We start from the raw sequence: 22,813 nt of genomic DNA, 5'->3' as shown, positions 1-22,813 counted from the left end.
AGCGCCGATGGTACTGCCACAAGCGGTAGAGTAGGTCGTCGCCTTCTTCCTTTTTACTCAAAGCTCCAATCACTATACGATTGGAGCTTTTTTTTTTGAGAAGAATTACAGAAAAGCGATTTAGGAATGTTTATATTTAGATTAACTGTTTAAAGTACACAACCAGTAAGTAAAGGACATTATATTGGATTTTCAGAGATTCTTAGAAGACTATAAACAAAAGCTTTTCACCATCTTTTCTCAAAAGAAAGATGCAGAAGAACAAACACTTGTTAGAGGGATTGAGGAAACTACATTAAAGGAAATCATGGATCTATCTCCATTGAGTTCTTTTATTCCTTCAAAATACGGTGGTTATGGAGGTAATACTGCTGAAGCATTGGCAATGCTGGAAGCGAGTTCATATGAATCACTTCCATTGTCGCTCATGATGGGTATTAATGGTGCACTTTTTCTTCAGCCGATTGCTAATTACGCTAATGAAGAAACCAAAAAGAATATTTTTAACCGTGTGATTAATGCCAATAAATTGGGCGGTTTAATGATTACAGAGCCTGATTATGGTTCTGATGCTTTGAAAATGCAAACCTCATATCGAAAAGTCGGTGATGACACTTATAAGATTGAAGGAACAAAGCACTGGGGAGGACTGACCGGAATGGCTGACTATTGGTTAATTACAGCACGGGGAATGAACGACAAAGGCGATTTAGGTCGGGACATATCTTTCTTTATTCATGACACAAGAAATGGCGGAATCGAGGTTGAAGAATACTACAATAACCTTGGTTTATATATGCTTCCTTACGGAAAGAATAATATTGATATTACCGTAGACGAATCTCATAAGCTGCAGCCAAAGAGTACCGGAGTGACTATGATGTTAGATCTACTTCACCGCAGCAGGTTACAGTTTCCAGGTATGGGAATGGGATTCTTGAGAAGAATGATGGATGAAGCTGTTACACATTGCAAGGAAAGATTTGTTGGCGGACAAAGTCTCATTAATTACGATCAGGTAAAAAGCAGATTGTCAACAATACAAGCTTATTTTACTGTTTGTTCAGCAATGTGCAATTTTACAAGCACTAATGTTCCCTTAGAAAAGAATACATCCCGCATGGACCTGGAAGCAAATGCCATTAAATCAATTATTACAGATTTTATGCAACACGCCTCACAATCACTGCTTCAATTAACCGGAGCAATGGGGTATAGATTAGATCACATTGCCGGACGCTCTGTTGTTGACAGTCGTCCATTTCAAATTTTTGAAGGTTCAAATGATATTCTATATCAACAGATCAGTGAGTCCGTGTTAAAAATGATGAGAAAGCTTAAAAATAATAACTTGCAGGATTTTTTAAGCGACTTTCATCTTACAGAGAGATCATCTGAATATTTTAAAGAACATTTAAATTTTGAGCTTGATGCCCAAATGCCCCAGCGGAAGTTAGTAGATCTTGGAAAAGCAATTGGCCGAATTATTTCTATGGAGTTTACTCTAAACTTGGGAGACCGGGGTTTTAATGAAGAGCTTATTCAAAATGCGATTAAGACTCTTCAGGAAGAGGTGTATGCCATACTGCAAACTTATAAACATGGCGGTAAGGCTGATGTTGTTGAAGATTATCAATTGGATAGCTCTTGGTTTAAACTTTCAACGGTGAATGCCTAAAACAAAGATCGTAGTAATTTCAGGAGCCGGAATAAGCGCTGAAAGTGGTCTGTCTACCTTTCGAGGATCCGGAGGCCTTTGGGAGGGTTACGATATACAAGAAGTCGCCTCCCCTCAAGGCTGGGAAACAGATACGGAAACAGTACTCCAATTTTACAACTTGCGCAGAAGGCAGGCTGCAGAAGCCAAACCTAATAAGGCTCATAAAGCTTTAGCCGATCTTGAAAAACAATTTGAAGTTGTTATCATAACACAAAATGTAGATGATTTGCATGAACGTGCCGGCTCAAATAATGTAATGCATTTACATGGAGAATTAAGAAAAGCCCGGAGTGAAAAAAACGAATCACTGGTTATTGATATAGGCTCCGATCCAATTAAATTGGGTGATCTTGCTGAAGATGGTGCCCAGTTGCGGCCTCATGTAGTTTGGTTTGGCGAAATGGTTCCTATGATAGAACCGGCAGCTATGGAAGTAGCAGAAGCTGATATTTTGATTGTAGTTGGAACTTCATTAGTAGTATATCCTGCTGCAGGGTTGATACACTACGCAAAAACCGGAATCCCGAAATATATTATTGATCCATCTGAGCCACAATTACTGGATCAGGACGGTTGGTTTCATTACAGGGAAAATGCAGGGACCGGAGTAAAGAAACTAGCAGAGAAATTAAAAAAGGAGATTAGTTAATAAGATGTCAAAGAAGAAAGCAACAGAAGAAGAGAAAGGGGTTTTAGAACAATTTATGCTCCCCTATTACCATATCACGAAAAGAATTCCTCTTTTTCCGGGGAAAAATAATATTCAATCGGAAGCAGGTCTGTTTGGTATCACTGAGGAGGAATTAAAACAATACAGAAAAAATTATGATGATAATGCCCGGGAAGCTGCATTAGAGATTTTAAAAGACGATGAAATAGTCGATTGTTTAGACAAGCTTCCAATGGATGGAGAAGAAACCATGGTAGCTTTTGGTGATTCCAATACAGAGGATGCCCAAGGTTGGTTTACTATTTTGAAGCATGTGCTGGAAATTTCCACCGAAAACCCAAACTTCAAATTTATCAATGCCGGGGTTTCTTACAATACAACGTCTGAAGCATTGCGTCGAATTGACCGGGATGTTGTGATACATGAACCGGATTGGGTTATAATTGCTTTAGGCACTTTTGATGCTCAGAGATTGAATATTGCCCCTGATCGGACATTATTGCCACTTTCCGAAACATGGGAAAATATTGAAACTATTCAGTCTATATTGGAGACAAGGGTTGAAAATCCTTTAGTATGGATTACCCCGGCATCTGTGATTGATGAAATCTTAGAAGAGAATCTTTTGTATGACTTTACTATTCAAATGAAAGATCTAAGCCAGGTGCAAGAACTGATTGCAGGTAAAAATGGAGCGATTATAGATCCAGGGGTAAAGCGTATGGGAGAAAACGAGCCACAGGCTTGGAATTATTTACCTGATGGTTTGCATCATTCTTTATCAGGGCATATGGAAACGGTAAAAGCTCTTATAAAAAAACTGGCCGAACCTAAAAATTGAATTTAAAGCTCAATAAATTTACAGTAGGGGTAGTTTTTTGGGAAAGGCTGGCATCATCAGCTTGATAGGTTCTAATGACTGAAGGTGAGATTAAGCCAATACTGGTTTGCTCATTGAATTGAATACCTACCAAGCCGTCAGCAGCATTTATAGGTTTATTTCTGGCCACGGAAGAAGGGGTGATTCTTTTTGCAAACACAAAAGCATCAATGAGTCCTACACCAAAACCAATCCAAGCTCCCGTTGCAGAGCCATATTTTAATCCATCTACAATAGGTTCTTCAGCAATCAGCATAACGGAGCTGGCAACTATTGCTCCTGCAGCGGCACCGTAAAAGGTATCCAATAGAACAATGATACTGGTATTATTTCCGTCATTAAAAAAACCGGAAACAATGAGTTGTTGTCCATTGCTGGATACGATATCATAAGCTCCAATTCCCAAGCCGTAAAGAGTACCTACACCAACACCAACTCTCAATGGAGCAAAATCAGAATTGTTAGTTAAGGCCATAGTAGCTCCTCCGAGCAGGGTGCCATTCACAGTACCATTAAGGGTGTTCCCTGCTAGAACCTCAATAGTTTGACCTTTGGATATTTGTGTCCCGTAAATAGAAAACACAAAAAAGAATAACAGACAAGTTACCGTGCGCATTATTAATCTCATAGATTTTTGGTTCAGCCGAAGTTAGTAAATAATAGAAGGCAATACCATTGCTACTATCCGGGATCATTCAAGGCTACTGGTAAAACTTTTCCATTATAGAATTGGTGTGCAGTTAAGACAAAATTAGCAATGTAAGTTCCCATTTGTTGAGGGGAAACTGGAGCTTCAAAACCCGGAAAAGCTTCTGCAAACATCTCTGTTTGTACAGCACCAAGGCATAAACAATTAACAGAAATTCCATCGTCTGTAAATTCTGCACTTAAAACTTCAGAAAGGCCAACCACTGCTGCTTTAGCAGCACCATATGCTGAGAGGTCTCCAAACTTTAAACTCCCTTGATAACCGGACATGCTTGAAATATTTACAATGTGGCTGCCATTCCCAAGTTTATGTTTCAATGCTTTTATCAATCGAACAATACTGTATACATTGATATCCATTAATTCCTGAAAGACGGATAAATCCGTATCCATAAATGATTCACGATGAACGGCTCCCGCATTATTGATCAATCCATCTAAAGATTCGAATTTAGAAACAGAATCAGCCAACTTTTGAATACCAGTTTCAAGGGTTAAGTCAGCTTTTACAGGTATGATTTTCCCGGGATCAGCTGAGTTTGCCAATTCCACAAGTTTATCTTCTGAACGGGCAGTGGCAATAACTGTATGATTCTGAGAAGCCAATCTCAAAGCGGTTTCATACCCGATACCCCGGCTTGCACCGGTAATTAAAATTGTCTTATTCATATCTTGGTAAATAAATCATTTATGGTTTATAGGGAAAACAATTGCAAATATAAATAGTTCGGATATCTTCCTATAGCCTTGGAAAAAGCGCTTTTTTAATGGTAAATTTCCGCTCATTAAAAACACAATAAGGAAGTTAAGGCTTAATGAGTACAAAAACTGGTAAACCGTTAGTACCCAGTAATATAGAAACGCTAAAACCCTATGTGGCAGGTAAAACCATAGCTGAAGTAGCCGATCTTTATAAACCCGATAAAATCGCTAAACTTGCTTCCAATGAAAATCGACTGGGTTGCAGTCCTAAAGTAAAAGAAGCTATAGACGAAGCTTTTAAAGTTATTCAGGATTATCCTGATCCTGTTGCCAGAAAATTAAGAGCGGCTATTGCCGAGCGAAACAGTGTTGATCCGGAAAATGTGTTACTTGCATCTGGTTCGGAAAGCATCATTTCTATTTTATGTAAGACTTTTTTCTTAAATCGTGAAAACGCCATTACTGCAGATGCTACTTTTGTCGGTTTTTTTGTTCAGATAGGAGTTCGTGGGGTACATTTGAAAAGAATCCCCGTTACCACAGATTATAAATATGATATAAAAGCTATTGCCAATGCCATCGATGAGCAAACAAAAATGGTTTATATAGCCAATCCCAATAATCCAACGGGAACTTATATCAATAAGGATGAATTTGAGTGGTTCATGCAACAGGTTCCGGAAGATGTATTGGTAGTGATGGATGAGGCCTATTTTGAATATGCACGGGAGGTTGAAGACTACCCTCGTGCCTTGGAATATGACTATGAAAATATCATCGTATTAAGAACTTTTTCAAAAGCATATGGCTTGGCCGGATTTCGGGTTGGATATGCTATTGCCAATAAGGAACTCATCAAAAATATGATGAAAACGAAACTTACATTTGAGCCTACTGCATTAGGCCAGGCCGGAGCATTGGCCGCTTATGGTGATGATGAGTTTTTAGCCAAAAGTGTAGCTGTGGTTGAAGAGAGCAAGAAAAGACTCTATAAATTTTTTGATGATCATGATGTGGAATACGTAAAATCCATATCCAACTCCGTTATGATGGTTTTGGAAACAGAGGAGGAAGCCATTGATTTTACCCAAAAGATGTTAGAGAAAGGAGTGATACTCCGTCGTATCAATGCATTCGGACTACCAAATTGTATCCGTATTACTGTGGGACTTTCAGAAGAAATGGACCATTTCGAACAATCATTTTTAGAAGTAACTAAAAAATAAGTACGCATTTAATTTATTTATGGCCAAGAAAAAAAAGGCATCCAAAAAGAAAACATCAGTTTCTAATATAGATTGGAAAAATGTAGCCCGTTTAATACTTACATCCAGAGCAATGGATGAGAAAGAAGAAAATGAGCTGGTTCCAAATAAAGAAGTACTCTATCAATTTTCAGCTCGCGGGCATGAACTTGGCCAGGTATTATTAGGCAGTTTGCTTACGAATAAGCATGATGCAGCAAGTGCATATTATCGCTCACGTCCTTTGTTGCTTACTCTTGGATTATCAGAAGAAGATGCGATGGCGGCTCCAATGGGTAAGTCAGGCGGTTACAGTGATGGCCGGGATATTGGGGTGGTCTGTAATAAGCCTGATAGTGATGGCCCAAAAGTTTTACCTATGGCCGGGGATGTCGGTTCGCAATATACCCCTGCAATTGGCTGGGCTCAGGGAATTGAATACCGAAAAAATGTACTTAAAGAAAAAGTATATGATAAAGCCATTTCCGTAATTCTTGGAGGGGATGGATCTGTGGCAACCAATGGTTTTTGGTCGGCTCTTACAATTGCCACTACTCAGAATCTTCCGGTATTATTTTATATAGAAGATAATGGCTATGGTATTTCAGTAACCAGTGAATACCAAACCCCGGGCGGAAAAATCAGTAATAATCTGCAATCCTTTAACAATCTGAAGATTTATGATGGGGATGGTACAGAGCCGGAAGAGGCTGCTTCTTTATTGGAAGAATCAGTGAATTATGTGAGAGACCGTAAAGGTCCGGCTCTTATTCGCCTAACAGTTCCTAGGTTAAACGGTCATTCTTATCAAGACAATCAAGCCTATAAGGATGAAAAACTGTTAAAAGAGGAACAAAAAAATGATCCGCTAAAGAAGTTAAAAGACTATATGGTTCCGGATCAAATCACTGATAAAACCTGGAAAAACTGGGAGAAGAAAGCGCAGGATACTATTGAAGCTGCCGCAGAAGCAGCACTTAATCGACCTGAGCCGGAAACCACTGAAACCACCAAGTATGCTTTTGATGAAGGTGAAATTCCAATAATAGGCGGGCTTGCAGTGGAGGGGCATGAATTTCCCGAATCTGCCCATGAGCCCAAATCAGAAAAGCAACGCATTAATATTGTAGAAGCTATACGCCGAACATTAAAGTATGAACTGGAAACAAATCCCAAGTTGATGGTTTTTGGGGAAGATGTTGGAATGAAAGGAGGGGTACATGCAGCTACGATGGATTTACAGTCACAATTTGGAGAAGAACGGGTTTTTGACACCAGTCTCTCTGAGGAAGGAATTATTGGTCGCGCCGTAGGCTTGGCTTATTCCGGTTTGATGCCGGTTGCTGAAATCCAGTTTCGAAAATATGCAGACCCGGCTACAGAGCAACTGAATAATTGCGGAACCATACGTTGGAGAACGGCCAATCGATTTGCAGCTCCAATAGTAGTTCGTATGCCCGGAGGCTTTGCCAAATGTGGAGATCCGTGGCACAGTATGAGCAATGAAGTGTTTTTTACCCATGCCATTGGTTGGCAGGTAGCCATGCCAAGTAATGCCGAGGACGCTGTGGGCCTTCTAAGATCAGCTATGAGAAGTAATAATCCCACCGTATTTTTTGAGCACCGAAATTTACTGGATGCCAAATATGCCAGGAAGCCTTATCCTGGTGACGAATATATTGTTCCATTCGGAAAGGCAAAAAAGCTGAGAGAAGGAGATGAAATAACCATAATAACCTGGGGTGCTATGTGCGAGCGAAGTGAAGAAGCCGTAGATAAATTAGGTATTTCAGCAGATGTATTGGACCTGCGGACCTTAATGCCTTGGGATAAAGAGGCAGTGCTGAATTCTATTCAGCGAACAAACCGATGTCTTATAGTTCATGAAGATAATAAGACGGCCGGATTTGGAGCAGAGCTTTCGGCGGTTCTTGTGCGCGATGCATTTAAGTATCTTGATGCTCCTGTGGAGCGGGTAACCATGCCTGATGTCCCTGTTCCTTATAATGTTAAGCTAATGGAATCTGTGTTACCAACTACAAAAAGAATTGCGGATAGAATCGAAGAAATCCTTTTATTTTAGGCTTAAATACATTTGTTACATGAGTCTTTTTTAATTGTGAATTAATAGAGATTCCTGCTTGGAATCTCTACTTTAAGGAGTATTTATTAAAAAAACTCTGACAACTTTGAGACTCGGTACCAAAATTATTATTGGTTTTATATGCATAAGCTTGCTGCTGGCTTTTGTGGGATTTGTATCTGATCAATTTACCTCCGAGATCCAGGAGGAACAGTTACGGTCTGTAAATGAGGCTTCTCAGGTAGTAATTTATACCGGGGAGATGGAGCGGAGCCTGTTTCAAAGCCTGATTTTCTTAAATGGTGTCCGCGAAGCTATTGTTGTGGAAAAAGGATACAACACAGTACAGGAACTTCCGGCGGTAATGGAATTGACGTCTGACTTCGAAAGAGAACTGGAGCAGTTTGAAGCTGCGTTAAATGAGCTGGAGCTATTGTTGGGGAGAAATGAGCGCCTGCCTGAGGATGTAAATGAGTTACTAAACAGTTATGAAGTCTATAAGTCTATTGCAAGAGAGTGGTTGAATTTAGGAGAAGAAAACTCTGATCAGGCCAACCTGATGTTTATTAATTCTATCGAGCCATATTTCAGGAATAATATAATTCCGGAGATAACAGAGTTAAGAAATTATGTGCTTGAAGTTCAGGAGGAACGAAATCAATTATTGGATGAATCGCTGGAAAAGGGCGCTCTTGTCAATTATTTAGCAACCTTACTTTCTGTGCTCTTGGCTGTTGTTTTGGCAATATATATTTATAGGTCTATTGCAAATCCATTAGCTAAGGTGAGCTATTCAGCAAAAATGATTGGAGAAGGTAACTTAGATGAACGCATTGAAGTAACGTCGAAAGATGAAATTGGTGATTTGGCTGAAGCTTTTAATAATATGGCCGTGGGGTTACAGAAGTCGACGGTATCTAAAGCTTATCTTGATAACATTATTGAGTCAATTCAAGAAGCAGTATTCGTAACGGATAATGATGGGATTTTACAGCGAGCTAATTCTGCTGCCGGAAAACTTGTAGGCTATAATATCAGTGAAATGATGAATGAGCCTTTAACCCGGTTTTATAATTTTAAAGAAATGGGGAATTCTTATAAAGAAAATCATGAAAATGCTCAATCGTTTGAGTTTTCCCTTATTCACAAAAATAAAAAAACCATACCGGTTTTATTTTCTGAAGCTGAACTATTAGATAATCAGGGAAATAAAGTAGGTTCAGTAGCAGTGGCAAGTGATATTTCAGATCGAAAAAAGGCAGAGAAAAAAATCAGGGCTTCATTGAAAGAGAAAGAAGTGATGCTGGCTGAAATTCATCATCGGGTAAAAAATAACCTGGCAGTTATTTCAGGGCTGTTACAATTGCAAAGCCACACTGCCAAGAATGATGATGTTGAAAAGGCACTGGCTGATAGCCAAATGCGTATCCAGTCTATCGCATTGATTCATGAAATGTTATATGAAAGTGAGTCTTTGGCTTATATAAAATATGACAAATACATTAACGACTTACTTCAGGCGATCAGCAGTATGCATATGAATGAAAGCAGGGATGTTAAACTTATTGCGGAGGTTGACGAATCTATTTCATTAAGTGTTAATCAGGCAATCCCCTGTTCGCTTTTGGTAAATGAGTTAGTTGTGAATGCTTTTAAACATGCTTTTAAAAATCATGAAAAGGGTGAAATTAAAGTCCGGGCAGTTAATGAGAAGGGTAAAATCATAATGACGATTTCTGATAATGGCAATGGATTTGATGTGGAGAAATTTAGTCACTCTAATTCTTTGGGTGTTACTTTGATTAAAACACTAAGCCGGCAATTAAAAGGGGAGTTTGAGATTTTGGAAAGTTCAGAATCATCGGGCAGTATATTCAGGATTGAGTTTAAACAAGAAAAATAACAGGGTATAAAAAAACCATTCAGTAGATAAAAACGGTAACAAAGCTTCTAAAAAATCGTAGCTTTTGTTTAAAGATGGCGAACTTCGTTAAAATAATATAACAGGTATCAAATTAGGGCAATTCAACAAGTTGTTAAACAAACGTTCATACATATTACTTTTCTGTGGTTTATTAGGCATAATAGGCTATTTCTTTCTTCGCTCAGATGTTGAATTTTATGCTTCAGGCCCTATAAACCAAAGCAAAGAAGCAGTTGAGGACAGTATTTCAAAAAAAGCTCTGTTAATGGGCTTTTCGATGGATAGTTTAGCAATGATGTCAATGCGCCGGCAGCATTTATCTTATTTGAAAAATTTACAGGATACACTTGAAGATGAAGTTTATCCGGCTACTCTAAATAAAAGCGCGCTACATATCCAAAGCTGGGAAACAGTAATCGGTGCTCCCAATAAAAGCAATGGAGTATTTGCGACATTAAATCAATTGTTTAATGATACCGGACGGTTAAAACTTCATGTATCGAACTCAGGTAAGATAATTCGGATAGATAGTCATCAGGAAAATCCAAATCCTACTTTTGTACAAGGAGACTCACTGTTCACAATTGCTGAAAAGTTAATAGATGATGTGCTGGAATATGACTTGGAAGCGTATGAACTCATCCAAAATAATTTTGAAGACTCGGCGGTTTTGGATGATAATAGACAGAATTCGGGAAGGATTTTAAGTAATGGAGGCGAAACGGAGTCTCTTGAAATCAGCTGGAAAATTAAAGAGGATGCACCCGGTGCTCCCGAAAAACTTCTTCTTCAGTTACAGCCGGTAGTTCGGGAAATTACAGACGAGGAAGGATTCAGAACTGAGTTTGGGTTTAGTATAAAGTCATTTGCAGCGATAAATGAGCTTGAACCCATGGTATTGAAGTCTAATACATCAGATAATGAAGAGGAGGATTTGCTGTTTTCATATGTATTATTCACAGCATTATTCACTCTTATTATTCTGGTTTTTGCCGTAGGCTTGAAAAATATTTTTAAAGGAAAAGTTGAGTGGCGTCGGGCATTATTAATTTTTATTGCAATTTCTGCCGGTGTATACGGATGGCGTGCTATTTTTTTTATGTATAGTTATAACCCTTTTTTAAGCACTGCAGGAATATTTGGCTCAACAATTAACAATTTATTATTTGGTTTGGTGGTAGGTTTATATGCCGCTTTGGCTTATATCAGTTGGGAGGCTCTTGCCCGTTCACAAAAACAACGGCAAGTAGATTTAATTGATGCTTTGTGGCAACGCAAGTTTTTTGTCAGTGAAACGGGGGCAGGATTAGTACACGGTTTTGCAATTGGTGGAATTGTTATAGGTATAATTACCTCAATCCTGTTTTTTATGGGTGAGTTTTTGGTTCAGGCTGACAGTCAATTTGGATATGCTGAAGCTAGCATTACCCCGAAATTGCTCACTATAAACATGAGTTCATGGATCACAACATGGTTGGTATGTATTGCGCAGATAGGGTTTGTATACTCAATATTAAGACATTGGATTGAAAGAGAATGGTTAGTCGGGCTGCTATCTATTTTAATTTCCGGCATTTGTATAACAGTACTTGGAAGATTAATCGGTACCACAGGCACTATTTTTCAAGAGATAATTATTTATCTGAGTATAGCAGTCATTTTTATCTATGCTTTAAAGGAATTTGGGCTGTTGACAGTTTGCACTGGATGGTGGTTTTTTACGGTCTTTTTTATGATTCAACCGTATTGGGAATCTCCTTCTATTGAAGTCGCTTATGTTGGTTGGGTTCAAGCCTTCTTAATGGCCGGTCCCCTCATTTATGGATTTATCTCATATCGATATGGGGTTTCAGTTTCTGAAGTCGGTGATTACATACCGGAGTATGAAGAAAGAATGGCACAGCATTTGCGTGTTGAAAAGGAAATTGAAATAGCCCGGGAAAGCCAATATCAATTGATGCCACTGCAACCCCCCAAAGTAGAGGGGCTGGATGTATATGGCTTCTTCTTGCCCTCCTTTGAAGTTGGGGGTGATTACTTTGATTATGTTTTAACCGAAAACAAAGAAGGAATTCCTACTGCTCTAACAATGGCAGTCGTTGATGTATCGGGTAAAGCTATGCGCGCTGCCATGCCGGCTGTGTTCACAAGCGGTTTATTACTTTCACGCATGAAGGATGATATGCCGGATGAAATACTCTCCCGAATTACTGAACCTATTTTTCACAGAACCGATAAAAGGACTTTTATAACTTGTGCGCTTGCCCGCTATGATCTGCAGTCAATGAAAATGAGTATAGCAAATGCCGGGCATTGCCGGCCGGTGCTGAAAAGAAATGGGCTTGCTGAATATATTCATACCCCGGCTCCGGCTTATCCATTAGGAATTAAACAATCAGTCAATTACAGGGCAGAAACCATTACTATGAAAAAGGGAGATTTTTTCCTTCTCTACTCCGATGGCCTTCCCGAAGCTGTAAATAAAAAAGGAGAACGCTTTGGCTTTGAAGAAGTTCCAAGATTGATTGAATCAATAGACACTGAAACATTGACTGCCCAGGAAATTGCTCAGGAAATTAAGCGTACCGTTCAGAAGTTTAGTAACTATCAATTGGTTGACGATACTACTATCATATGCCTGAAGGTTTAGAGAAATTTCTTTTTTTCAAAAACTAAAAATATCATAACCATAACACCTTTATTTTAAAGGTTTTGGTGTTGCAATGTTATGAATAATAATTAAATAAGGTGAATTAAATAAAAAAATATGGCTCAAGATCAAAATTTTGATTTTAATGTACCGCCGCAGTTCGAAAAGATATCAAAAAATATCCGTGTAATAGTTGTCGGGTTGATGGTACTTCTGCTCGGATTTTCCTCCTTCTTCACTGTTGACCCAGAAGAAGTTGGTATTGTAGTACGGTTGGGTAAATACGTAGAAACAGTAGAACCGGGATTAAATTATAAACTGCCGTTAATTGACCAGGTAGAAAAGGTGCCGGTTGAAAGGCAACTAAAACAGGAGTTTGGCTACCGAACGGTGCAGTCAGGAGTTCGGTCTCAGTATCAAAAAGCCGGGTATGAAAATGAGTCTCTGATGTTAACCGGAGACCTAAACCTTGCTGATGTGGAATGGGTAGTTCAGTATCGTATTAACGATCCGTATAGCTACTTGTTTAAAGTGCGAAATGCGGAATCTACCTTATCGGATATTTCTGAAGCAGCAATGAGACAGATTGTGGGTGACAGAACAGTGAATGAAGTTCTTACCGTTGGACGTGCTGAGGTGTCGATTGAAGTTCAAAATCTCATACAAGCACTAGTACAGGAATACCAGCTTGGAATTACCATAGAGCAAGTAGTACTGCAGGATATCAACCCACCCAATCCTGTAAAGCCTTCTTTCAATGCGGTAAACGAAGCTCAGCAGGAAAGAGAAACCTTGATCAATCAGGCTAAAGCCGACTACAACAGGGTGATTCCACGAGCTCGTGGACAGGCTGAAGAGACCATTCAAAGAGCTGAGGGTTATGCTTCAGAAAGGATTAACAATGCAGAAGGTGAAGTATCCCGCTTCAACGATCTTTATACAGAGTATATTAAAGCCCCTCAGGTTACAAAACAACGGATATTTTTAGAAACTATGGAAGAAATCATTCCAAAAATGGGTAAGAAAATTATTACGGATGAAAGCGGAAGTAACGTGCTTCCACTGCTTCAGATGCAGATAGACGGAGTAAGGACTTCTTCATCTCAAAACAATAACGGAGGCAACTAATGAGTCAGGCAAAAGGAATTATAGCAGCAGTTGTTGGTTTAGTGGTTTTTCTCACAGTGATTGACGGGTTTTATATTGTACATGAAACCGAACAGGTGATCATAACTCAGTTTGGTGATCCTGTAGGAAGTGCCGTAACTGAACCGGGATTGAATTTTAAAATCCCTTTTATCCAGAAATCAAATTACTTTGAAAAACGCTATCTGGAATGGGATGGAGATCGAAATCAAATTCCGACACGGGATAAAAAATTCATCTTTGTAGATTCATATGCCCGCTGGCAAATAACCGATCCGCTTCAGTTCTACCAGCGGTTGGGAACGGAGCGAGGTGCACAATCACGTTTGGATGATATCCTGGATGGCGAAACCCGAAACGCTATTGCATCCCATGATCTGCTGGAGATCGTACGATCAAGCAATCGCGACCCGGATACCACCGGAGCTTTAATGCTGGAAGTGGTAGAAGATTCACTTGAAGACATAAACACAGGCCGTCAGCAAATTCAGGAAGATATTCAGGAGCTGGCCAACCAAAGGGCAGCAGATCTGGGAATCGCTATTTTAGATTTCCGGATTAAAAGGGTCAACTATGTAGAGGATGTTCGTCAAACGGTGTACGACCGTATGATCTCAGAGCGAAACAGAATTGCGGATGAATTCCGTTCTGAAGGACAGGGTGAGGCATCTCGTATAAACGGTGAAAAGGAAAGAGACTTGGCTCGAATTCAGTCTGAAGCATTTCGTGAGGCGGAGATCATTCGCGGTCAAGCTGATGCCCGGGCGGCAGCGATTTATAATTCAGCATATAACCGGAATAATCAATCCCGTGAGCTTTATTCATTTATACGCTCGATGGATGCTTATACCAAAACCATGGATAAAGAGACCAATATAATACTGTCAACAGAGAGCGATTTCTTCCGATATTTAAACAGCATTGATTAGGTAAAATCAATCAAAATCGTATTTTAAAAGCACGAGTATTAAACTCGTGCTTTTTTTGTTTAAGCAACTTTAAACCCGTGGCTTGAAAGGATTTTCCCTGATTCCACTTCATATCATTTAAAACAAAGTAAACCTATTCTTCCGCCATCATATACAACTGTACCACGCGCAATTCATCATAAGGCACCTGTTCATCCAAAGCCTCAAAAACAGGTTTTAATAGTTCTACTCCCAATTCTTCAAATTTAGTAACTACTCTTTCAAAACCTTCATTGCTTAGATCCGAAAGCTCCCTAAGTCTATCCGGACGAATGGAGTGGCCATCCTGAATAAATTTAGTGAGATTGTTGATTACCGTACTTTCCTTGACTTCATAAAAGGACGCGATTTCAGGAATAGATTCTCCCTCATTATATCTTTGTCCAACCTGATGATGTCGCTTACTTCGGCTGATAGGATTTTTCTTTAAATTCTTTCGGGAGCTTCTTTTTTTGGTCTTTTCTTGCAGATTATGTTGAGTGCAATATTCAGTGATTACATCCAGGAACGCATCCCCGTATCTTTGACGCTTTGTCTTTCCAACGCCGTGAATTTTCAATAAGCTTTCCTCCGATTGCGGGAAATAATATGCCATTTCCATTAGCGTGGTATCGGCAAATATGATATAAGGAGGTACTCCCTCTTCTCCTGCTAATTCTGTTCGCTTTTCTTTGAGTAATTTTAGCAGTTTGAGGTCAAAATCAAGCGATTCGATTTCACTTTTAGAAGCTTTGACAGTGCGTTTTCGCTCTTGTTTCTCAATCACACCAAACAATTCATGTTCTCCTTTTAATACAGCCATGGCTTTCGGGGTTAATTTAAGCCCGCCATGTTCAGCTCCTCTCTCCACAATATCTTGTCGCATCAATTCCCGGTATAACTGCTTCCATTCCTTTCGGTTATATTCATTTCCAATTCCATAAGTCGAAAGTTGGTCATGATTGAATTTTAGTATTTCTTTTCGGCGAGAGCCGACCAGGATGTTTTTGATGTGATGAAAGCCAAAACGCTGTTCGGTACGGACAATAGTAGAAAGAAATTTTTGGGCAGAAACCGTAATGTTTTCCGAATCGGACACATCTCCGGTGCAATAGTCGCACATCCCACAATTTTCTTCCGTGAATTTTTCCCCAAAATATTCAAGCAGTTTAATTCTTCGGCATTGTTGCGCCTCTACAAAATCCATCAGTTGCTGCAGGTGCTCTTCCGATATTTGTCGTTCCTCACCGGTTTTCTCATTTATGAAATAGCGGATTTTACCGGCATCCCCATAGCTGAATAAAAACAGGCAATCGGCTTGCAACCCATCCCTGCCCGCGCGACCAATTTGCTGGTAATATGATTCAATATTCTTTGGCATGTCATAATGAATGACAAAACGAACATCCGGCTTATCAATGCCCATTCCGAAGGCTATGGTGGCCACAATGATGTCCACTTCATCCCGAATAAAGCCCTCCTGATTTTTAACTCGCCGGGCTTCTCCCAATCCGGCGTGATATGGAAGAACGGAGTAGCCGTTTGCTTCAAGATCAAGGGTAAGTTCATCCACTTGTTTGCGGGAAAAACAATAAATGATACCTGATTGCTCTTTGTGGTCTTCCAGGAACTCGATGGTTTGGCGAAGCGGACCTGTTTTGGTAATTACATTCAGGTATAAATTTTTCCGGTTGAAGCTGGCTACGAATTTGTTCGCATCTGTAAGTCCTAAACTGTTTGAGATGTCTTTTTGTACCTGAGGGGTTGCAGTGGCGGTAAGGGCGAGGCAAACGGCATCATCGAATCTGTTCTTTACTTCTGCAAGTTGGCGGTATTCCGGTCGGAAGTCATGTCCCCATTCTGAGATACAGTGAGCTTCGTCAATAGCAAAACAATCGACCTGCAACCCGGAAAGCAGGTTGAGAATGTTGCTTTTCAGCAAGGTTTCCGGAGCAAGATAAAGCAGGTCCAATTCATTTCGGCGAATCTGATCCATTGTGTTTTGATACTCCCTGGGAGCGAGAGAACTGTTTAAGAAAGCAGCTGAGATTCCATAGGCGGTGAGTTGATCCACCTGGTCTTTCATTAATGATATCAGAGGAGAAACAACGATGGTCAGTCCATCAAAAATCAGAGAAGGAATTTGGAAGCAAAGTGACTTTCCGCCACCGGTAGGCATGATGGCGAGGGTATCCCTTTTTTGGAGGACATTCTCAATAATATCTTTTTGCAGTGACCGAAATTCCTCAAACCCGAAAACTTCATGAAGTAAGTGTTCTGCTTTTTGGATATCCGGCATGTTATCTAAAGTGGTTTCTGAATTTTGCATGATCTTTTTCTAAGGTAAGAGCAATAAAAACCGAATTCCTTACAGATTTTTTTGAGAATCATGTTATTTTCGTGCATGAAATCACGAAAGTGGGGTTTAGGACTTCTTACTTCTCGTTGAGTAGCTCTGCTGCTCAATGCCCAAAAGAGGCTCCGCCTCAAAAAATTTTGTAAGGAATGCTCTTCAAAACGCTCTAACTAAATAAAAAAGTTATGGGCAAAACAAGGTATAAATTCAAAGAAGAGCACTATCCTTATTTTGTTACCTGTAGTACGGTAAAAGGAATCTCATTATTTGCTTATCAGGATATTAGCAAGCTCATCATAGAATCTATCAAACATCTTCAAAACAAAGAAAAAGTTGAACTCTATGCGTACGTGATTATGCATAATCACATTCATCTGATCGTAGAGGGAAAGCGTTTAGCAATCAAAATGGGAAGGTTCAAGTCATTTACTGCAAGATGCATTATAGACTATCTGAAAGCACATAACCGGAGATATTATTTATCGGAATTAATAGCATATAAACATTCGAAGCATAAAGATAGTGAGTATCAGGTGTGGCAGAAGGGGGTACATCCCAAACAAATTTCAGATGTGAGAATGATGAATCAGAAAATCGAGTATGTGCATTGCAATCCGGTTAAAGCTGGGTTTGTGAATTTACCACAGCATTGGAAGTATTCATCAGCGAGAAATTATTTAGGTGAGGATAATGCTATTATTCCGGTCACACTATTTTCGGTCTAGTTAGATAGTGGAGGCGGAGCCTCCGGGGGCATTGAGCAGCGGAGCTACTCAACGAGGTCCAAGGTCTGCTCTGTTTCCAAGTATGTTTTTTAGATTGAAATTGTTTTATAAAATGAACTCAATAATATGAGGCAGGGCCTCAATGGGGCATTGTGCAGCGGAGAAGTGCAACGCAACGAGTATAAACTAATGCTTCTGATCTCGGATCCGGGTTGACATATAAATTTTTCTATTGTACTATATATATAGTACTAATAAAATAAAAATTTGCTGATTTTTTTGAATAATAAGGAGCTCAAGACACCTTAAGGGCTTTGATTCCTTTTAAATTTTCAATAATTGGAAAATCGATGTATAGATACGTCATCTTTCTGCTATTTTTTTACTCCTGTACTCCTTCATCAACTAAAGATGATCTCTCCTTGAAGCTGGGAGAACTCCCAAACGCGATCTCTATAACAGATGCTGGATCAGCAAAAATAATTGAATTAATTCCAGAAGTAGTAATAGGTGATGACGACAAGTTAATACTGGGGTATCTTTCACAAATTGAAATTGACAGTGCGGGCAGAGTATATCTTGCAGATTGGAGACAAAAGCAGATCCACGTGTTTGACAAAAATGGAGATTATATAACCGCCCTGGGCCGAGAAGGTGTTGGTCCGGGAGAGTTCCAGGGCTTCAGCCATATGAAAATTAAAGGGAACAAGTTATCTGTTTTTGACCGCCGGCAGTTTCGAATTAATGAGTTTAATTTAGAAACGTTAAGCTATTCGAATTCCACTACCGTCCGGCAATATCCTCGAAACGTAGGAGAGTATGAAGAAATAAAAGGGTGGATCCCGATGTACTTTATCCCACGTTATGACAGTACCACGATCGCCGGTTATATGGAACATCCTAAGGACTCACGCATCGAGCTTGAAACTTATAATTTAGGGGAATACCGGGGTGTGAAGTACTACTTTATGAATTATTCTGGAGAGATCATTAGTGATCAGCTGTTTGAAATGAGGGACCGTGAAGACTTGATGGCTACCGTTGAAGGTAAGCATCTTTCCAGGGTACAACCTGCGGCATTTCTTGGTAATACGATACTAAGGGTAAGTCCGGAGAAGGAGATGATCTCAGTGTGGACAAAAGATTTTATCATCAAGATCTACGATAGTAATGGCAATTATGAGCGGGCACTATATCATGCAAGTCACAGTAAAAGAACGATAAGACGCGAAGAACTGATAGAATTCTTACACGAGGATGACTGGAATAATCAGTTGTTAGTGAAGCATGCAGAGTTACCGGAAAAGTGGCCCTCACTTTTTACGATTAAGATTGATGATGAGAATCGGATTTGGGTTGGGCTGATTAAGGAAGGGGAGCAATTTTTAGAATGGTGGGTGATAACCCAACAGGGGGATTTAGTTGCTAAAGCCTACATGCCGGAAGATCTGTCACTTAAATGGCTGATGAGTGATCCATTATTAGCAATAAGGGACGGATATTTTTATGCGAGCAAGAGAGATCCTGATACCGGACAGGAACTAGTAGTTAAATATAAAATGGAATATCAATAGGTTAATTAATTCAGGAAGATTGTACTTGTTTCGCTTGCCCCGCTGCGGAACGCCTGATAGAATCACGCTACTTTAATTCGCCGGGCCGTTGGGACATTTTTTTCAGAAAACCATTTTGTGAAAGTACTCAGGCAAGTTTCTTGCCAGGATAAATCAACGACCCCTTTTGTGTCAAACTCAGCGAGAAAAAAATAACTGCGAATATCCGCTTTATCTGCGTTCCATTCTTTACTCTATTCTACCAACTCCCCAAAATCTACATCCAGCATTTCACTCAATATCTCTTTGCTTTTCGTGGTGTCGATGTGCGCTCCCATTTTCATGAGCAGATTATAAAGTCCCAGGTGTACACGCGTGGTATATAAGAAGTGCTGAGAGCCACGCGGCTCATTTCCGATGGGAGCATCTTTGGTAAAATATTTGATAGTGTTACGGTATTCTTCATCCCCGAAATCGAAAATCTCATATTTATAAGGCTCGGCAAAGGTCTTACCATAATTTCGGGCGAATTTGAAATATCGTTCTTCGTTTTCAGGAGTATCTGAATCGGGATCAATGACCTTCAGGTCTTCGTATAACTCACGAATAGCTTCTTCATCGTCCGTGAGATGGGTGGGTAATAACCGGAGGTAATTCATGAAAAATTCTTTTGGGAATTTCTTCACGCACCCAAAATCGATGACACCCAGCTTATCATCATATGTAAAAAAGAAATTTCCGGGATGCGTATCGGCATGCACATAATCCATCTCTTGGATCTGCTGATGGAAGAAGTCCCATAAAAGCTGGCCAAAATGATCTCGAGTTTCCTGATCGGGATCTTCCTTCAGGAATTCCCCAAGGTGTCGGCCTTCCATATAAGTCATGCAAAGAACTTTATCCGTAGAAAATTCCTCCACCCATTTTGGGATCACAATATTCAACCCTCCAAACCGCTCCCGAAACAAATCAATTTGCTTTCCCTCCTTTATATAGTTGGTCTCATCAAGCAGCGTTCTTTTCACCTCTTCAAAATAAGGATCCATATCGGTCCCCTTTTTCACTATGCGTTTAACCAGGATCTTTGCCAAACCCAGATCCGAATCAATAGTCTCTCGCACATTGGGGTACTGAATTTTGATAGCCACTTTCCGTCCGTCTTTTAATTCCGCTTTATGAACCTGTCCGATGGATGCTGCTGCAAAAGCCTCCGATTCAAACTTCGCAAACAACTGCTCGGGATAATCCCCCAGCTCTCTCTTTATAATAGAACGAACCAGTGCCTTATTAATAGGAGGAACCGAGTACTGTGCCTGGGTCATGACCTCGGCAAATTCCTCGGGAAGAAATCCTTGGTCCATGCTCATGCCTTGTGCAATTTTTAGAGCTGTTCCCCTAAGTTTGGTGAATTCCTTGAATACCTCTTTAGCATTATCAGAATGAAATTTTCCATCTGTGGTTTCATTTTCTGTTCCTGATTTCTTGCGGAGATATCTCTTGGCATAGTTCGTGCCGACTTTTAAACCGGTTTTGGCAATTCTACTGCCGCGCTCAAATTTTGATGAAGGGAAGTCTTTACTCATTAAGGGTAATGTTAAATTTTGAATTCTTAAATGTTAAATATGTCGTTCCATTTAACATTTAAAACTATAGCATTTAAAATTAATCAGAGCTGGTATTGGCCTCGTTTTCTTTTTCGTCCTCAATTTCAATTTTGACTTCTTTACCCGGCTCATCCTCAAACCAGCTTGAAATCCAGTCGTTGAAATCTTCAACCTGTTTACTAAATCCAGAAGCGTTTAAAGAATATTTAGCTAAATCGAATCCCTTATCCACGATCTTTGAATAGACAAGCTCCTCAATAAATCCGGTAATCTTATCGGTGAGAGCAAAGGTGCGTTCGCGGGCTTCACTATCATCCTCCAGCCAGAATTTGATCAGGAACAGGTATTGGGTTTTCAGGGAGGCATAAAACCAATCGCCTATAAATAAACCGGCACTGGTTGCGATGTTGCCATCAGTGGTAAAGAAGTCTTTGAATAAAGATTTGATCTCTTTCTGAAATTCACTTTTGGAAGCGCACTTCCATTCATATTTTTCAAAAGTATCTTCCACAAATCCCCGGCGCTCGTCCATCATATCGAAGAGGGTAAAAGCAAAATTGGAAAGCTTCTCGCTGATGGAATAAGAGTCGAAGTCATCGATCTCACTAATCATCGCGCGGTAACGGATCACCAAAGAGGGGTAATAGAATTTCAGAATAGATTTTTTGTTTGGAAAAATTGTATAGATCTCAGAGGCCGACTTGCCGGTTTCCTTGGTCAAATTCGGGATTGAAAAGCGGTCTTCTATATATAGGTCTATCGCCGCTTGTGTAAGCCCAATCTTGATGTTTAGTTCTTTTGTGTTCATGGTATACATTTAATTTACTAATAAAACGAATGCGGAAAGCTTTCAGTTCGTTGCTACGATAGAAATTGAAAATTTGTTTTGATTGATTACTTTTGACCGACTTTAAATTCATAAGCTTTTATGTCTGAAAATAAACCATCGATGGCTCAGCGGGACGCCTTGTTTCTCAGCCTTGCAGGAGTTTTTATAACCGCATTAGTTCTGGGGAATGTAATAGGTACAACGAAATTTGTGACGTTATTTGTTATAGACATGCCCGGTTGGCTGCAAGCAATTACTCCCTCGATTGTAAGAGATGGCAATATATATACGATGAGTGTTCCGGTTGGGGTGCTTGCATATCCCGTCACTTTTCTTGCCACTGATCTTATCTCAGAATTGTTTGGAAGAAAGAAAGCACAGCTTGTAGTTTGGGTCGGATTCTTTTTGAATTTTTTTATGCTCTTAGTGATGTCGGTGGGGCACTGGCTTCCAAATACCGGAGGGGTGAGCGGCGGCATTCAATTATTTGAAGGCGTGTATGAGTTCATGGTTGGAAATACCATTGCAAGTATGATCGCATATCTCACCGCACAAACTGTGGATGTTCGTCTGTTCCACTTCTGGAAAAATCTGACCGGCGGAAAACATTTATGGTTGAGAAATAATGCATCCACCATGTTCAGTCAACTTGTAGATTCTACCGCAATTTTAACCATTTTATATTTGGCCGGGAATCTCGGAGACAATGTGAATTCTGTCGCCACGCTCATTATCCTCATTTTGAATTCATATTTGTTCAAATTTTTCTTTGCACTTTTTGATACTCCGCTCTTTTATTTGGGTGTAAGGTTTCTTAGACACTACAATGAAGACCCCACAGGGCACTCATTATACGATTCTGAATAGCACAGAAGTTTTAGCAAAAATTGTGAAATTAATTTCAAAAAATACTTGCGGTGAATAGGGTTCAGCCCCTATCTTTGTAATCCTTTCAAGGAAACGAAAATCGCTGACCGAACAGATGTTTAGTCAGCATTTTTTTTCGCTGAAGGTTTAGTTCTTAGACATATTGAAGTATAGATCAGATTGTTTGTGCGAGCGAGAGCTTGTT

The 22,813-nt window shown here is 39.8% G+C and carries 17 protein-coding genes; 12 read left to right on the top strand and 5 right to left on the bottom strand.

Translation table 11 applies throughout. The annotated features are described in order from the left end of the window. Positions 1-184: 184 nt before the first annotated feature. From HUJ22_RS00100 to HUJ22_RS00090, 3 genes are read left to right on the top strand one after another with little or no spacing between them, the layout of a single operon-like run. Positions 185-1,678, top strand: coding sequence for an acyl-CoA dehydrogenase family protein (locus HUJ22_RS00100; RefSeq protein WP_290871884.1), 1,494 nt, complete (start codon positions 185-187; stop codon positions 1,676-1,678). Next, positions 1,671-2,369 (top strand): NAD-dependent deacylase, encoded by a 699-nt coding sequence (locus HUJ22_RS00095; protein WP_290871882.1) that lies wholly within the window; start codon positions 1,671-1,673, stop codon positions 2,367-2,369. Before HUJ22_RS00100 ends, HUJ22_RS00095 begins: the two co-directional genes overlap by 8 nt. Positions 2,370-2,373: 4 nt before the next feature. Beyond that, positions 2,374-3,231 (top strand): GDSL-type esterase/lipase family protein, encoded by an 858-nt coding sequence (locus HUJ22_RS00090; protein WP_290871878.1) that lies wholly within the window; start codon positions 2,374-2,376, stop codon positions 3,229-3,231. Here the strand turns inward: HUJ22_RS00090 and HUJ22_RS00085 are convergent. Together HUJ22_RS00085 and HUJ22_RS00080 are read right to left on the bottom strand one after the other, a co-directional pair. Then, positions 3,221-3,898 carry a hypothetical protein gene (locus HUJ22_RS00085; protein WP_290871875.1) on the bottom strand — a complete coding sequence of 226 codons (678 nt, stop codon included), beginning with the start codon at positions 3,896-3,898 and terminating at the stop codon, positions 3,221-3,223. The genes HUJ22_RS00090 and HUJ22_RS00085 overlap by 11 nt on opposite strands. Before the next feature lie 53 nt (positions 3,899-3,951). After that, a complete protein-coding gene (locus tag HUJ22_RS00080) occupies positions 3,952-4,647 on the bottom strand; it encodes an SDR family oxidoreductase (RefSeq protein WP_290871872.1) in 696 nt (231 codons plus the stop codon). Between the two features lie 146 nt (positions 4,648-4,793). On the opposite strand from HUJ22_RS00080, the gene hisC reads away from it, so the two are divergent. The 6 genes from hisC (at position 4,794) to hflC (ending at position 14,656) form a co-directional block, all read left to right on the top strand. Then, positions 4,794-5,906 carry a histidinol-phosphate transaminase gene (hisC, locus tag HUJ22_RS00075; protein ID WP_290871869.1) on the top strand — a complete coding sequence of 371 codons (1,113 nt, stop codon included), beginning with the start codon at positions 4,794-4,796 and terminating at the stop codon, positions 5,904-5,906. 19 nt (positions 5,907-5,925) lie between these two features. Then, positions 5,926-8,007, top strand: a complete 2,082-nt coding sequence (locus tag HUJ22_RS00070) for a transketolase C-terminal domain-containing protein (protein ID WP_290871866.1) — start codon at positions 5,926-5,928, stop codon at positions 8,005-8,007. A 106-nt stretch (positions 8,008-8,113) separates the two neighbouring features. Further along, positions 8,114-9,910, top strand: a complete 1,797-nt coding sequence (locus tag HUJ22_RS00065) for a histidine kinase dimerization/phosphoacceptor domain -containing protein (RefSeq protein ID WP_290871863.1) — start codon at positions 8,114-8,116, stop codon at positions 9,908-9,910. Between the two features lie 130 nt (positions 9,911-10,040). Continuing rightward, complete coding sequence (locus HUJ22_RS00060) at positions 10,041-12,581, top strand: PP2C family protein-serine/threonine phosphatase (protein ID WP_290871860.1); 2,541 nt, start codon at positions 10,041-10,043, stop codon at positions 12,579-12,581. A gap of 117 nt (positions 12,582-12,698) precedes the next feature. Further along, the gene (gene hflK, locus HUJ22_RS00055) at positions 12,699-13,709 is read left to right on the top strand and encodes an FtsH protease activity modulator HflK (RefSeq protein WP_290871857.1); all 1,011 of its coding nucleotides are present in this window, start codon (positions 12,699-12,701) and stop codon (positions 13,707-13,709) included. Further along, positions 13,709-14,656, top strand: a complete 948-nt coding sequence (gene hflC, locus HUJ22_RS00050; RefSeq protein ID WP_290871854.1) for a protease modulator HflC — start codon at positions 13,709-13,711, stop codon at positions 14,654-14,656. Before hflK ends, hflC begins: the two co-directional genes overlap by 1 nt. A gap of 133 nt (positions 14,657-14,789) precedes the next feature. On the opposite strand, the gene recQ is transcribed toward hflC, so the two are convergent. Next, on the bottom strand, positions 14,790-17,003 hold the full coding sequence (recQ, locus tag HUJ22_RS00045; RefSeq protein WP_290871851.1) for a DNA helicase RecQ: 2,214 nt from the start codon (positions 17,001-17,003) through the stop codon (positions 14,790-14,792). A gap of 212 nt (positions 17,004-17,215) precedes the next feature. On the opposite strand from recQ, the gene HUJ22_RS00040 reads away from it, so the two are divergent. Both HUJ22_RS00040 and HUJ22_RS00035 read left to right on the top strand, forming a co-directional pair. Continuing rightward, a complete protein-coding gene (locus HUJ22_RS00040) occupies positions 17,216-17,755 on the top strand; it encodes a transposase (RefSeq protein WP_290871848.1) in 540 nt (179 codons plus the stop codon). Positions 17,756-18,105: 350 nt separating this feature from the next. Continuing rightward, positions 18,106-19,329 (top strand): 6-bladed beta-propeller, encoded by a 1,224-nt coding sequence (locus HUJ22_RS00035; protein ID WP_290871845.1) that lies wholly within the window; start codon positions 18,106-18,108, stop codon positions 19,327-19,329. A 233-nt stretch (positions 19,330-19,562) separates the two neighbouring features. On the opposite strand, the gene HUJ22_RS00030 is transcribed toward HUJ22_RS00035, so the two are convergent. Next, the gene (locus HUJ22_RS00030; RefSeq protein ID WP_290871842.1) at positions 19,563-20,891 is read right to left on the bottom strand and encodes an AarF/ABC1/UbiB kinase family protein; all 1,329 of its coding nucleotides are present in this window, start codon (positions 20,889-20,891) and stop codon (positions 19,563-19,565) included. Between the two features lie 79 nt (positions 20,892-20,970). After that, entirely contained in the window at positions 20,971-21,720 is a 750-nt protein-coding gene (locus HUJ22_RS00025; RefSeq protein WP_290871839.1) for a hypothetical protein, read from the bottom strand. Positions 21,721-21,840: 120 nt separating this feature from the next. Between HUJ22_RS00025 and HUJ22_RS00020 the strand changes: the two genes are divergently transcribed. Then, complete coding sequence (locus HUJ22_RS00020; RefSeq protein ID WP_290871836.1) at positions 21,841-22,608, top strand: queuosine precursor transporter; 768 nt, start codon at positions 21,841-21,843, stop codon at positions 22,606-22,608. The last annotated feature ends 205 nt before the right edge of the window (positions 22,609-22,813 follow it).

Origin of the sequence: Gracilimonas sp. (assembly GCF_014762685.1) — a bacterium.
Lineage (GTDB): Bacteria > Bacteroidota > Rhodothermia > Balneolales > Balneolaceae > Gracilimonas.
Note: the sequence above shows the minus strand (reverse complement) of the source record. Positions and strands in the feature narration are given on the sequence as shown.

What these genes read in the sequence shown, in the direction of transcription:
- HUJ22_RS00095 (WP_290871882.1), top strand. Translation starts at nt 1,671, where the DNA reads ATGCCTAAAACAAAGATCGTAGTAATTTCAGGAGCCGGAATAAGCGCT.
- HUJ22_RS00090 (WP_290871878.1), top strand. Translation starts at nt 2,374, where the DNA reads ATGTCAAAGAAGAAAGCAACAGAAGAAGAGAAAGGGGTTTTAGAACAA.
- HUJ22_RS00085 (WP_290871875.1), bottom strand. Translation starts at nt 3,898, where the DNA reads ATGAGATTAATAATGCGCACGGTAACTTGTCTGTTATTCTTTTTTGTG.
- HUJ22_RS00080 (WP_290871872.1), bottom strand. Translation starts at nt 4,647, where the DNA reads ATGAATAAGACAATTTTAATTACCGGTGCAAGCCGGGGTATCGGGTAT.
- hisC (WP_290871869.1), top strand. Translation starts at nt 4,794, where the DNA reads ATGAGTACAAAAACTGGTAAACCGTTAGTACCCAGTAATATAGAAACG.
- HUJ22_RS00070 (WP_290871866.1), top strand. Translation starts at nt 5,926, where the DNA reads ATGGCCAAGAAAAAAAAGGCATCCAAAAAGAAAACATCAGTTTCTAAT.
- hflK (WP_290871857.1), top strand. Translation starts at nt 12,699, where the DNA reads ATGGCTCAAGATCAAAATTTTGATTTTAATGTACCGCCGCAGTTCGAA.
- hflC (WP_290871854.1), top strand. Translation starts at nt 13,709, where the DNA reads ATGAGTCAGGCAAAAGGAATTATAGCAGCAGTTGTTGGTTTAGTGGTT.
- recQ (WP_290871851.1), bottom strand. Translation starts at nt 17,003, where the DNA reads ATGCAAAATTCAGAAACCACTTTAGATAACATGCCGGATATCCAAAAA.
- HUJ22_RS00040 (WP_290871848.1), top strand. Translation starts at nt 17,216, where the DNA reads ATGGGCAAAACAAGGTATAAATTCAAAGAAGAGCACTATCCTTATTTT.
- HUJ22_RS00035 (WP_290871845.1), top strand. Translation starts at nt 18,106, where the DNA reads ATGTATAGATACGTCATCTTTCTGCTATTTTTTTACTCCTGTACTCCT.
- HUJ22_RS00030 (WP_290871842.1), bottom strand. Translation starts at nt 20,891, where the DNA reads ATGAGTAAAGACTTCCCTTCATCAAAATTTGAGCGCGGCAGTAGAATT.
- HUJ22_RS00025 (WP_290871839.1), bottom strand. Translation starts at nt 21,720, where the DNA reads ATGAACACAAAAGAACTAAACATCAAGATTGGGCTTACACAAGCGGCG.
- HUJ22_RS00020 (WP_290871836.1), top strand. Translation starts at nt 21,841, where the DNA reads ATGTCTGAAAATAAACCATCGATGGCTCAGCGGGACGCCTTGTTTCTC.